The sequence below is a fragment of the Bacillus sp. J33 genome (assembly GCF_000518885.1).
Taxonomy (GTDB): domain Bacteria; phylum Bacillota; class Bacilli; order Bacillales; family Cytobacillaceae; genus Cytobacillus.
This window is the reverse complement of record NZ_JAEL01000016.1, coordinates 29,627-42,821: the sequence shown is the minus strand read 5'-3', so window position 1 is coordinate 42,821 and position 13,195 is coordinate 29,627. Positions and strand designations below refer to the sequence as shown.

Sequence of the window (13,195 nt, the reverse complement as noted above, 5' to 3'; positions counted from 1 at the left end):
TACTGAGGTTTAGCAACCTCCTCCGTAATTCGTCTTATGCTTGTCAGGGCAGAACAGTCGGCTCCGCTTTTCTTTATTATGCAACAGTTTTGCTATTTTCCACAAGGAAATCTACTGCTTTTTTAATTTGCAGATCAGCTTTTAGGCCTTCAAGGCTTCCAAGAGCTTGTTTGATCTGGTCAGCAGACATGTTGTACATTTCTGCCATTTTGTTTAGTTCTTCTGTAACTTCTTCGTCAGATACTTCGATGTTTTCCGCTTTTGCGATTGCTTCAAGAGTAAGATTAACGCGTACACGCTTTCCAGCTTCCTCTTTCATTTGGTCACGCAATGCAGCTTCATCCTGTCCAGAGAACTGGAAGTATAACTCAAGGTTCATGCCTTGCATTTGAAGACGCTGCTCGAATTCCTGCATCATGCGGTCAACTTCCGTGTCAACCATAACAGATGGAATTTCAACTTCTGCATTTGCAGCAGATGCTTCAACCACTGTGTCACGAACATGGTGCTCAGCTTCATGCTTCTTGCTTTCTTCTAAACGAGTTTTAATTTTTTCTTTTAATGCATCCAAAGTTTCAACTTCTTCGTCCGCATCCTTGGCAAACTCATCATCCAGCTCAGGAAGCTGTTTTGTTTTGATTTCATGTACAGTTACTTTGAAAGTTGCAGGCTTGCCAGCTAACTCAGCAGCATGGTATTCCTCAGGGAAAGTAACTTCCACATCTTTGGATTCTCCAGCTGCAGTTCCAACCAATTGATCTTCAAAGCCTGGAATGAATTGCCCTGAACCAAGTTCAAGAGAATAGTTTTCAGCTTTTCCGCCTTCGAACGCTTCCCCGTCAACGAATCCTTCAAAGTCCATAACAACTGTGTCGCCGTTTTCCGCTTTGCCTTCTTCTTTAACAGCTAGCTCAGCTTGTCTCTCTTGAAGTGAAGTTAACTCACTGTTAACATCTTCGTCTGTTACGTTTGTATCAAGCGGCTTTACTTCAAGGCCTTTGTACTCACCAAGCTTAACTTCTGGCTTAACTGTTACTGTAGCTTTGAAGATCAGGCTCTTGCCTTTTTCGATTTGCTCTACATCAATTTCAGGACGGTCTACCGGCTCAATGCCTGTTTCATCAATTGCGCTTGCATAAGCTTCAGGAAGAAGATAATCTACTGCATCCTGGTATAAAGATTCAACTCCGAAACGCTTTTCAAACATCCCGCGAGGCATTTTTCCTTTACGGAATCCTGGTACGTTTACTTGCTTAACTACTTTTTTAAATGCAGCGTCCAAACCTTCGTTTACTTTCTCTGCATCTACTTCAATTGTAAGAACCCCGCGGTTCCCTTCTAACTTTTCAAATTTAGCAGACATACAATCATTTCCCTCCAAAAATCTATTATCATTTCATTCACAGCAGAATGTTATGAATATCTCTTGTTTTGCAAGCCATATCCATGGATTAAATGTATATATACACATAATACAACCATTATATTATAACATACGTGTCTGGTCTTTCAACATTGAAGGCTAAATATTGGGATAAGAAATTTCTTCTATCTTTCTGATGAATGCTAGCACCTGTTCTACTTCCTCCCCAGGAGCTCCATATATCTGTCCAAGCTTGCCATTAGAATCATCTAGGCCATGGTATTCATTTGCAAGGGTATGATATGCTGCTGCCCAGGATGCTGGATTTGCTGGCGCTGCCTCAAGCGGGTATATTAAGAAGAAATGTCTTTCAATGAGGCTTTTTGTATTTTCATATAAAATAGGATCTTCCTGCTCCAGCTTCTTGCCCAGCTCACTAACAATAGCTGTCAGCTTCGGCTGCTGATGTACAGGGGGAAGCTCCGCGGGCTTAACATGAATGCAATCTCCAAACTTCCTCAGCACCACTTCTTTATCATATTCATGCTCTGACAACACATTTAAAAGCATTGTTTTAAAAAAGGGGTGGCCCTCATCAGATTCAAGGTATGCTTGAATCTCATCTATATAGGGCCTTATATTATGTTCTGCCAGCCGTGCTGCCAGCATTATCTGTTCATTCTGATCCTGATAGGAAAATAGGTTAATCTTTTTGTTTGGGTATTCTTCTATAGGGGGCGGTTCACTCTCCTGTTCCTCTTGACTTGACCCCGCCATTCTTCTGCTGAATTCAAGCATTCTGCTAAAATGCTCAAATTTCTCTTTCGGTATTTCCCTTTCTTCCAGCAAAGCCTCGATGGTTGTAACAATCTCACTATATTGATGCAGCTGGACAAGGATCATTAAATATAAATCCATTACTTGTATGTAATCCCCAATGCCTGTTTGGAGCATTTTATTAGCGAACGCTTTTGCTTTTTGGAGAGCGCCAGCTTCGAAATAAGCCAAAACAAGGCCTATGTGTATATCTGGATTATCCGGTTCAATCTCCATCGCTTCTTCAAAAAAACGGATGGATTCCTGGTATTTTTTCTGCTGAAAGCTCTCAAGCCCTTTTTCCATCAATCGTTTTTCAAGGCCGGGAAATAGAATGATTTTACTATTTTGTTTTTTCCGTTCCCGTTTGTCCATGCAAGTACCGCCTCAACTTTATTTTTGAAGTTAGTTTAGCATGAATTAACAAAAAAACAAAAAGATTCACGGGCATAAGCCATGAATCTTTCTATTATTATTGTCCTGCAAGCTCTTGTTTTTCATAATTTGCAATGCGATCTTCCAGCTGAAGCGTTATCTCAATTTCATCCCAGCCATTAATCAGCATCTTTTTCCAATAATCGTTAATAATAAATTGGGCGGCAAAGCCCTTATCATCTTCAATTCTTTCATTTTCAAGGTCAATCTTCAATTCATACGGCTGGTTCTTTGCACGATCCAGCAAATAATTTACTGTTTCAGGAGGCAAACTGATAGGCAAAAGGCCATTTTTCAGGCAGTTTTGGTGAAAAATATCAGCAAAAGAAGGGGCGATAATTACTTTAAATCCATAATCCCCCAGTGCCCACGGGGCATGCTCACGTGAAGATCCGCATCCAAAATTTTCATTTGCAATCAGAATAGGCGCCCCCTGGTTTTCTTCCTTGTTCAATTCAAAATCCGGGTTTGGTTTCCCCTCTTTCGTAAATCTCCAATCGTAAAAAAGAAATTGTCCAAATCCTGTCTTTTCTATTCTTTTCAGGAATTGTTTTGGGATAATTTGATCTGTATCCACATTCGCTCTATCTAGAGCAACAGCTTTGCCATGTAAAGTTTTAAATCCGCTCATTCCGCTCTCCTCCATCTTATTGAACTGTTTCCGCTGCAAGTAAAGCCCCCACGTCTACAAAATGTCCGTATAACGCAGCTGCAGCTGCCATCATAGGGCTGACAAGATGTGTTCTCGCTCCTGATCCCTGGCGCCCTTCAAAGTTGCGGTTGGATGTTGACGCACAATGCTCGCCGCTCGGTACAATATCATTGTTCATGCTCAGGCACATGCTGCAGCCTGATTCCCTCCACTCAAATCCTGCCTGCTTGAAAACAAGATCCAGGCCTTCTTCCTCTGCCTGCTTTTTAACCTGCTGTGAACCAGGAACAACTAGAGCTCTAACTTGCGGGTGAACATTTTTCCCTCTGATAATTTCAGCAGCCTGCCTTAAGTCCTCCAGCCGGGAATTTGTACATGATCCGATGAAAACATGCTGTATTTGAATGTCTTCAATCTTTTGTCCTTCTTGTAAACCCATATACGCTAAGGCTCTGGACAATGACTTTTTCTCAAGCTCTGTTTCACAATCCTCCAGTAATGGAATCTGCTCCGTCACTTTTGATGTCATCGATGGGTTTGTTCCCCAGCTGACCATAGGGGCAATATCGGAAGCATCTATTTTGATTGTTTTGTCATAGGCAGCATCAGAATCTGAAGCAAGCTCTTTCCAGCTTTCAACTGCCTGTGCAAACATTTCTCCTTTTGGAGCATATTTTCGGCCTTCAAGGTAGGCAAAGGTCGTTTCATCCGGGCTAACCAGGCCTGCTCTGGCCCCTCCTTCAATGGACATATTGCAGATCGTCATTCTTTCTTCCATGGACATACCGGCGATGGTATCCCCGCAATACTCGATTATATGGCCGGTACCAAAACCGATCCCGTTTTGGGCAATTACATAAAGGATGACATCCTTAGCTGTTACACCCTTATTTAGCCTTCCGCTTATTTCTAACTTTAGGGTTTTAGGCTTTGTTTGCCATAAAGTCTGGGTTGCCATGACGTGCTCCACTTCACTAGTCCCAATCCCAAAGGCAATAGATCCAAAAGCACCGTGAGTTGAGGTATGGCTGTCCCCGCACACAATAGTCATTCCCGGCTGAGTCAAACCCAGCTCTGGTCCAATAACGTGCACGATTCCCTGTTCGGGGCTGTCAAGTCCGGCAAGCGTAATCCCGAACTCCATGCAGTTTTTTTCAAGAGTGGACATCTGGTTTAATGCAACTGGATCATTTATTACTTTTCGGTTATCTGTAGGAATATTGTGATCGACAGTGGCAAACGTTTTATCAGGCCTTCTGACCTTTCGTTTTTTCATTCTTAAGCCTGAAAAAGCTTGAGGCGAGGTAACTTCATGCACTAAATGAAGGTCAATATACATTAAATCCGGCTTTCCATCTTCCCTATGGACAACATGTTTTTCCCAAATCTTATCTATAATTGATTTTCCCATTTTCCGCTCGACTCCCTTTTAAAAGAAACACGGCCGCTGATGGCCGTGTTTCAGTTTTAAGATTTTAATTCTATGCATATGCCCCCATAATATTTAGGATTGCTTCATTATCCAAAAGAGTGGCCTTCACTTCTTCGATCATTTCTGAAGTAGATACCTGCTTTTTGCCAAATGAGACGATATCTCTTGTGCGGTAGCCTGCATCCAATACTTGATTTACGGCATTTTCAATTGCTTCTGCTTCCTCTTCCATACCAAAGGATAAACGAAGCATCATCGCGGCTGACAAAATCATGGCAATTGGATTCGCAGCATTTTGGCCTTCGATATCAGGGGCTGAACCATGGATGGGTTCATATAAATACGGGCCGTTTTCAGAGATGCTTGCAGAAGGCAGCATTCCTAAAGAACCTGTCAATACGGATGCCTCATCACTGAGAATATCTCCAAACATATTCTCTGTTACCACAACATCAAACTGCTTCGGATTTTTAATCATCTGCATGGCAGCATTGTCGACAAGCATATGCTCTAAAACTACTTCCGGATATTGCTTTGAAATGTCTTCTGCCACTTCTCTCCACATTCTGCTGGATTCAAGTACATTCGCTTTATCAACGGATGTAACCTTTCCTCTCCGCTTTCTGGCAAGCTCAAAAGCCAGTTTAATGACACGTTGCATTTCTTCTTTTTGATAGAATAATGTATCAACTACTGCATCTTCCCCATTCTGCTGAGTACGTTCGCTTGGCTTCCCAAAATACAGGCCGCCGGTCAGTTCCCGGACCATCAGCATATCTACACCTTCAATCACTTCCTTCCTTAATGGAGAGGTATCAGAAAGGCTTGAATAATATTGAGTCGGCCTTAGATTTGCATATAATCTTAATTCTTTGCGGAGCTTAAGGAGGCCCCTTTCTGGACGAAGGTGGGGAGGCTGGCGATCCCATTTAGGCCCGCCAACCGCTCCCAGCAAGACCGCATCGCTATCTTTGCAAAGCTCTAATGTTTCATCGGGCAGTGGTGACCCCGCTGCATCAATTGCCGTTCCGCCAATCTTTCCGTGCGAAAAGTAAAATTGGTGCCCGAAACGTTCCCCCACAGCCTGCAGGACTTCAATTGCCCCCTTCACCACTTCTTTGCCGATTCCATCTCCAGGAAGTACCGCGATACGTTTTTTCATTTTAATCCCTCCGCCTAGTTTTATAGTTTGAAAGGTGCCACCATAGTAGACGCCTCTTTCTTATTTTTTATTTGCCTCTTTTCTCATAAATATTGCTTTTCTTTATGGATTCTGCCCGTTAATTTCCACTGCGGGTACTTGCTTTCCGCGGGGAGGGATGCGAGCCTCTTCGGCTTCGCCTGTTGGGTCTCTCAATTCCCTCACTTCCCGCAGGACATTGAATAAGCTTCCCTGACCTGGCACCGCACGAAGGAAATGCGGTAGCATTTTCGAGGATCAAGTGCCCTCCGTTGCAATCAACTCAGTTTGTTTAGCTAAGTTTTGCTATGAAAAAAAGAAAACTTTACGAAAACAGCCTTTTATTTAGCCTCAACTGCAGGCACTGGGGCTTTCTCGTTCATGTAGATGACCCTATTAACAGCATTCAAATAGGCCTTTGATGATGCTTCAAGCACATCCTGGGCTAACCCACGTCCGCTGGTCTCAATTCCATCATATTTTAGTTTCACATATACCTGGGCTAAAGCATCTCTTCCTGCGCCGACAGATTGAATCCGGTAATCAAGCAGGTTTACTTTTCCTTTTACACATTTTTCCAATGTATTATATAGCGCCTCAATGCTTCCCGCCCCAGTGCCAGCTTCCTGTATAACCTCATTGTTTGAACCTGACAGCGTAACAGTTGCAGTTGGAACAGAGTTTGTGCCATATTGAATTTGAATTCCGATCAGCTCATAGAAGCGCTGCTCTTTGGAAAGCTTTTCTTCTAAGACGATGGCCGCCAGATCATCATCCGTCATTTCTTTTTTGCGATCAGCCAAATCTTTAAAAACTACAAATAATCGATTAGCTTCTTCATCTGAAACCTCAAGACCCAGTTCCATCAGGCGATTTTTAAATGCATGCCGGCCTGAGTGTTTTCCGAGCACCATGGAATTGGATTGGAAACCAACCAAATCCGGAGAAATAATTTCATAAGTTGTCTTTTCTTTTAATACGCCATCCTGGTGTATGCCTGATTCATGGGCGAACGCATTTCGTCCAACAACCGCTTTATTGGCTGGCACCACCATACCGGTAAGTTTGCTTACCAGGCTGCTGGTGCGGCTGATTTCATGAAGATCTAAGCGAGTTGATGCCTGATAGTGGTCATTTCGGATATAAAGGGCCACCGCTAATTCTTCCAAAGCTGCATTTCCAGCTCTTTCACCAATGCCATTAATAGTGCCTTCGATTTGTGTTGCCCCGTTTTGAATGGCTGCCAGAGAATTGGCTATGGCCATCCCCAGATCATCGTGGCAATGTGCTGAAAGGGAAACCTTATCAATAGAAGGAACATTGTTTCTTAAATATTGAAAAATCTCTCCGTACTCCTGAGATGTCGTATATCCGACAGTATCCGGAATATTGATAATCCTTGCTCCTGCCTGGATTACTTTTTCAATTATTTCAGCAAGGAAAGGCAATTCAGTCCTTGAAGCATCCTCGGCTGACCACTGGACGATTGGAAACATGGACGCAGCATACTTTACTGTTTCAACGGCCGTTTCGACTACTTCCTCTTTGGATTTTTTCAACTTATATTGTCTATGGATCGGGGAGGTTGCCAGGAATGTATGTATTCTTGGCTCCGCTCCGTCCTTTAATGCTCCCCATGCAGCATCTATGTCAGAAATAACAGCTCTTGCCAGCCCTGTTACAGAGCAGTTTTTAATTGTTTGGGCAATTTTTTGCACAGATGCGAAATCACCCTTTGAAGCAGCTGGGAAACCAGCTTCAATAATATCAACATTTAACCTTTCCAGCTGTCTCGCAATTTCCAGCTTTTCTGAGAAGTTTAAATTCACACCAGCTGACTGTTCACCATCTCTTAAAGTCGTATCAAAAATTTTAATTTTTCGCACTGACAGCCACTTCTTTCTTTTTGCCGCTATTTACAAATGGCATCATTTTACGAAGCTCTCTTCCCACCTGCTCAATTGGATGCTCATTCTCCCTTTGGTTCACAGCATTAAATACTGGGCGGTTCGCCTGGTTTTCCAGGATCCATCCTTTTGCAAACTTTCCTTCCTGGATATCTTTTAGAACAGCCTTCATTTCTTCTTTTACCCTTGCATCTACTACGCGCGGACCGCTGACGAAATCTCCCCATTGAGCAGTATCAGAAATCGAGTAGCGCATTCCTTCAAGTCCGCCTTCATACATAAGGTCTACGATAAGTTTTAATTCATGCAAGCACTCAAAGTATGCCAATTCAGGCTGATAACCCGCTTCCGTTAAGGTTTCAAAACCAGCTTTTACAAGTGATGTCAAGCCACCGCAAAGAACTGCCTGTTCTCCAAATAGATCCGTCTCAGTTTCTTCTTTAAAGGTTGTTTCCAAAGCACCTGCGCGAAGGGCTCCGATAGCTTGAGCATAAGCAAGCGCCAATTCCTGTGCTTCTCCTGTAACATCCTGGTAAACTGCGAAGAGCGCCGGTACACCTGCATCCTGTTCATAAGTCCTTCTGACAAGATGTCCTGGGCCTTTAGGAGCCACAAGCAATACATCGCATTCTTTAGGTGGTACGATCTGATTAAAATGAATATTAAAGCCATGGGCAAACATCAGTGCCTGATTTGTTAAATTCGGCTCTATTTCTTCCTTGTATACCTTTGGCTGAAGTTCATCCGGCAACAAAATCATAACCACATCCGCCTGGGCCGTTGCTTCACCAACTGTAAAAACTTGGAATCCGTCTTCTGCTGCCTTCTCCCATGACTTCCCTTTACGAAGGCCGATTACAACATCAACGCCACTGTCCCTCATATTCAATGCGTGTGCATGCCCCTGGGAACCGTAACCGATTACCGCTACTTTCTTTCCGTTTAAATATGCTGGATTTGCATCTCCGTTATAATACATTTTTGCCATGTTAAATCTCCCTTTCTGTTTTTAAAATTTTTATGTTTTTTAATTTTCAATATTCTTAGGTTATACAATCGAATAGGACTTTTGCTGCTGGGAAGGCCGCTGTGTTCCCCTAGGGAAAGCAGTCGTTCCAGTCCGTGCAAGCTCCTTGATGCCATAAGGTCTAATCAAGTCTATGAAGGCTTCAACCTTATCAGATTCTCCGGTAATTTGAATGGTCATGCTGTCTTTGCTTACATCTATAACCGAAGCCCTGAATGGTTCAATCAAAGAATATATTTCGTTTCTTGTGTATGGAACTGCCTGGACTTTGATAAGAGCAAGTTCCCTTGCCACAATAGATTGATCTGTAATATCCGTTACTTTAATAACGTCTATTTGTTTGTTTAATTGTTTTGTAATTTGTTCGCTGGCCCTTCCATCTTCTACATGCACGACACAGGTAATTCGCGACATCCCTTCATGTTCAGAGAGTCCGACTGAGATGCTCTCTATATTAAAATTCCTTTTTGAGAACAAGTTTGTAACTCTATTCAGGACACCCGGCCTGTTCATAACAGTCAGGCAAATTACTCTTTTCATGGTTTAACACCTACCATTTCGTGAAGTCCTTTTCCAGGGGCGATCATTGGATAAACATTTTCATCTGGATCGACTCGGAAATCCAAAAGCACCGGTTCACGGCTATGGAGAACTTCATCCAGGACAGCTTCTGCCTCTTCTTCTGACTGGATGACATATCCTTTAATGCCATATGCTTCTGCCAGTTTAACAAATGATGGCTGAATAGGTATCTTGCTATGCGAGAAACGTGATTCATAAAAAATTTCCTGCCATTGACGAACCATTCCAAGTGCCATGTTATTCAAAATAACTATTTTCACTGGCAGATTCAATTCCTTTATAATTGCCAGCTCCTGTGTGGACATTTGGAAACCGCCATCCCCGCAAACAGCAAGGACACATGCATCAGGATCTGCAAGCTGAGCACCGATACTTGCCGGGAAGCCAAACCCCATCGTTCCGAGCCCGCCTGAAGTTACCCATCTGTCTGCTCTATTAAAGCGGTAATACTGGGCTGCCCACATCTGATGCTGACCAACATCGGTGACTACAATGGCCTCTCCATTTGTTTTTGTGTGGAGCATCTCCATCACCTTTTGAGGCTTCAATCCTTCTGCCTCTTTATCGTAAAAGTATGGATATTCCTCCTGCCATTGCTGAATGGTTTGAATCCATTCCTTATGGGCTGGCGGCTTACCATCCTGCTGGATCAGCTGCTCCAGGGCTTCTTTTGCATCAGCTACAATCGGAATCGATGTTGGGACATTTTTTCCAATTTCTGCAGGATCGATATCAATATGGGCTACTGTTGCATTAGGTGCAAAATGCTTTAAATTTCCAGTCAGCCTGTCATCGAAGCGAGCTCCGATATTTATCAGCAAATCACAATCTGTTAATCCCATATTTGCTGCATAGCACCCGTGCATACCTGCCATTCCGACAAACAGCGGATGATTCGCCGGGAAACCTCCCAGCCCCAATAATGTGTGGATAACCGGTATCTGCTGCTGTTCTGCGTACTCTTTTAACTCCTCAGAAGCTCTTGCATGAAGAACGCCCGCTCCTGCCAAAATGACAGGCTTTTTGGATCTGCTTACTGCTTCTGTTAATTTCCTTACTTGCAAATAATTTGGTTTAATTGTTGGCTGGTACCCTGGCAAATTAACTTCTTTCTCCTCTTCTGGCTCTACTGCTGCAGAAGCTGCGATGTCTTTGGGAATATCTATCAGCACTGGTCCTGGCCTTCCAGTTGATGCTATATAAAATGCTTCCTTTACAACTCTCGGGATATCTTCGATGCTGCGGATTTGATAGTTATATTTAGTAATAGGAGTTGTTATCCCAAGGACATCTGCCTCCTGAAAGGCATCCGATCCAATGACGCCTGTCGCCACCTGGCCTGTAAAAACAATTAAAGGAAGTGAATCCATCATTGCGTCCGCAAGTCCTGTTACAATATTTGTAGCTCCCGGTCCAGAAGTGGCAATGACAACTCCGGGCTTTCCTGAGATGCGGGCATATCCTTCGGCTGCATGTATTCCTCCCTGTTCATGGCGGGGCAAGACATGAAGAATTTTTGAATCGTACAGCTTGTCGTAGATTGGAAGAACAGCTCCTCCCGGATAGCCAAAAATCAATTCAACATTTTCCTTCTCCAAGGCTCTTAATAACAGATCTGCGCCGGTAACCGGTTCGGTCTCCGTTTTTGTTTCTGCTAAGGCAGCTTCCTGCAACATTTGTTGATAACCTCCTCTTGTTTTTACTCCAATATAAAAAGCCTTTCCATCCCCATACATGCCTATTGATCCTAGGCTTAAGGGATGAAAAGGCTTTGATAAACCTGTTCCACGGTACCACCCTGATTCACGCTTTATGCGTGCACTCATGGATAGCAAAACTGCCATCCGTTTTTGGTAACGGGTGAATCACACCCGGCAGCCCCTACTTGACGATCATCTTTCAGGCCTGCGCTCTGAGGTGAGTTCATTTTATGAGGGCATTGCCGGTTTTCAGCAGCTCCGGCTCTCTGTGAATGCCTGGTCATAAAACTACTTATCCTCTTCCACGCTTTTCCTATTTAGTGAAGTTCAATGAATTCTGTTTTTAAACAAAGGTTTTCAGGTGACAATTTAGCAAGTTATGTTTTAACACTTTAAACCACTGAATTTTTATGTTAAAAAAATCTGCAAATGTTATTGACAAAATTCCATTTAAGCAGCAGTGTTTTTCTTTAATTCAGGTTTGAATTTCTTATATTGAGGACTATCTTACGCCGATTTTCATCTGCCGTCAACACCCTTTTCGAGAATTATTTGATAATTTAGATTAGTCTGTTTTTCTGTATCCGCTTACATTGTTGATATATTCACATTCCTTGGGACAAAAATTTTTAAAAAATTTTCTTAGCCTATTAAGATTGATGGTCGCTTTTTTAGGAGGAGAGGGAAGCATTTAAGGACACAAAAAAACTCACCAAAATTGGTGAGTAAAATTCGGTAAGATATGTAGTGTTGCTGGGTGTGTAAATGGCGTCCCAGGAGAGATTCGAACTCCCGACCGACGGCTTAGAAGGCCGTTGCTCTATCCAGCTGAGCTACTGGGACGTATTAATTAATTTGAGATATTATCTCAAGGACAAGTTTTATTATATTAGACAAACATTCCAAAGTCAACACTTTTTTTATTTTTTTTGTGAACGAGGGAAGCTTTGCTCCCCTCAGTTATTATATTCAAATTATAGCGTTTTTGCCAGAGAAAATTTTTGTGCCAGTTCCGGAATTTCTCCATTTGCTAGATCATAAACCTCAAGAATAATATCTTTTTCTTTTGTCTCCAGGATTACATATGTCTTTTCATTTCTTCCTCTCGGGAGCCTGATGCTGCCAGGATTAATAAATAATGTGTTATTAACTACTTCGGCTCCAAGACAATGGGAATGCCCAAAACAAACAATATCTGCACCTGCTTCACGTGCGCGATATGAGAGATTCATAAGGCTGGATTTAACAGAATACCTATGACCATGTGTAACAAATATGCGCAGCCCTCCAGCCTCTTCGATCACATCTTCCGGGAACCCAGCATGAAAATCACAATTTCCTCTTACAACAGTATAGCCTTTAATAGATTCATCACCGGCTTGCAGCTCAGAATCACCGCAATGAATCATCAAATCCACATCAGAGTGCCTTTCGCGTATTTGCGTCAGTTCTGAGGTTAATCCATGGCTGTCGCTTACGATCAGAATTTTCATCGTTTTTCAGCTCCGGCAAGAAATGCAGGAAGTACTTCTTCCAGTTTTTTCAGTGCCTTTGCACGATGGCTAATCTCGCTTTTTTCTTCAGGTTTTAGCTCTGCCATTGCTTTTCCTTTCTCCTCTGCAAAGAAAATAGGATCATAGCCAAACCCATGGGTGCCTCTTTTTCCTCTTAAAATGGAGCCCTCACAAGTCCCTGCTACCGTTAATGTTTCCCTTCCAGGTGCAGCAATTGCCAAAGCGCAGTAGAATCTTGCCTGGCGGCTGTTTTCAGGCGTATTTTCCATTTCCTTTAGAATCTTATCCATGTTTTTCTGATCATTCTTTTCTTCACCCGCATAACGCGCCGAATAAATGCCTGGCCTTCCACCAAGCGCATCCACCATCAAACCTGAATCATCCGCAATCACCATTCTTCCTAATTCCTTCGAAACCGTTTCAGCTTTTAGTATCGCATTCTCTTCAAAGGTGCTGCCGGTTTCTTCCACATCCTGAAAGCCCGGATAGTCCAATAAAGTTTTAACCTCGTATCCAAGAGGCTTAAACATCCGCTCAAACTCCCTTGCTTTGCCAGCATTTTTCGTTGCGATAATTACTTCCTGCAT

11 protein-coding genes, 1 tRNA gene and 1 other annotated feature are annotated in these 13,195 nt (G+C 42.9%); all 12 genes read right to left on the bottom strand.

From position 1 onward, the window contains the following. Positions 1 to 76: 76 nt before the first annotated feature. On the bottom strand, positions 77 to 1,363 hold the full coding sequence (gene tig / locus L634_RS0107175) for a trigger factor (RefSeq protein ID WP_026581867.1): 1,287 nt from the start codon (positions 1,361 to 1,363) through the stop codon (positions 77 to 79). A 159-nt stretch (positions 1,364 to 1,522) separates the two neighbouring features. Continuing rightward, on the bottom strand, positions 1,523 to 2,554 hold the full coding sequence (locus L634_RS0107170) for a tetratricopeptide repeat protein (protein ID WP_026581866.1): 1,032 nt from the start codon (positions 2,552 to 2,554) through the stop codon (positions 1,523 to 1,525). 97 nt (positions 2,555 to 2,651) lie between these two features. After that, positions 2,652 to 3,245 carry a 3-isopropylmalate dehydratase small subunit gene (gene leuD, locus L634_RS0107165; protein WP_026581865.1) on the bottom strand — a complete coding sequence of 198 codons (594 nt, stop codon included), beginning with the start codon at positions 3,243 to 3,245 and terminating at the stop codon, positions 2,652 to 2,654. A 16-nt stretch (positions 3,246 to 3,261) separates the two neighbouring features. After that, positions 3,262 to 4,677: a 3-isopropylmalate dehydratase large subunit gene (leuC, locus tag L634_RS0107160; protein WP_026581864.1), complete on the bottom strand. Its 1,416-nt coding sequence runs from the start codon at positions 4,675 to 4,677 to the stop codon at positions 3,262 to 3,264. Between the two features lie 70 nt (positions 4,678 to 4,747). After that, on the bottom strand, positions 4,748 to 5,860 hold the full coding sequence (gene leuB, locus L634_RS0107155; protein ID WP_026581863.1) for a 3-isopropylmalate dehydrogenase: 1,113 nt from the start codon (positions 5,858 to 5,860) through the stop codon (positions 4,748 to 4,750). Positions 5,861 to 6,219: 359 nt separating this feature from the next. Further along, complete coding sequence (locus L634_RS0107145; protein WP_026581862.1) at positions 6,220 to 7,764, bottom strand: 2-isopropylmalate synthase; 1,545 nt, start codon at positions 7,762 to 7,764, stop codon at positions 6,220 to 6,222. After that, positions 7,751 to 8,773 carry a ketol-acid reductoisomerase gene (ilvC, locus tag L634_RS0107140; protein ID WP_026581861.1) on the bottom strand — a complete coding sequence of 341 codons (1,023 nt, stop codon included), beginning with the start codon at positions 8,771 to 8,773 and terminating at the stop codon, positions 7,751 to 7,753. The genes L634_RS0107145 and ilvC overlap by 14 nt, the downstream gene beginning before the upstream one ends. Positions 8,774 to 8,833: 60 nt before the next feature. Continuing rightward, positions 8,834 to 9,352, bottom strand: coding sequence for an acetolactate synthase small subunit (gene ilvN / locus L634_RS0107135; protein ID WP_026581860.1), 519 nt, complete (start codon positions 9,350 to 9,352; stop codon positions 8,834 to 8,836). After that, entirely contained in the window at positions 9,349 to 11,070 is a 1,722-nt protein-coding gene (gene ilvB, locus L634_RS0107130) for an acetolactate synthase large subunit (protein ID WP_026581859.1), read from the bottom strand. The genes ilvN and ilvB overlap by 4 nt, the downstream gene beginning before the upstream one ends. Positions 11,071 to 11,147: 77 nt before the next feature. Further along, positions 11,148 to 11,408, bottom strand: a binding site (T-box leader). A 452-nt stretch (positions 11,409 to 11,860) separates the two neighbouring features. Then, positions 11,861 to 11,937: transfer RNA gene (locus tag L634_RS0107125), tRNA-Arg, on the bottom strand. A gap of 131 nt (positions 11,938 to 12,068) precedes the next feature. Then, positions 12,069 to 12,587, bottom strand: a complete 519-nt coding sequence (locus L634_RS0107120; RefSeq protein ID WP_026581858.1) for a metallophosphoesterase family protein — start codon at positions 12,585 to 12,587, stop codon at positions 12,069 to 12,071. Beyond that, positions 12,584 to 13,195, bottom strand: a complete 612-nt coding sequence (locus tag L634_RS0107115) for an XTP/dITP diphosphatase (protein WP_026581857.1) — start codon at positions 13,193 to 13,195, stop codon at positions 12,584 to 12,586. Before L634_RS0107115 ends, L634_RS0107120 begins: the two co-directional genes overlap by 4 nt.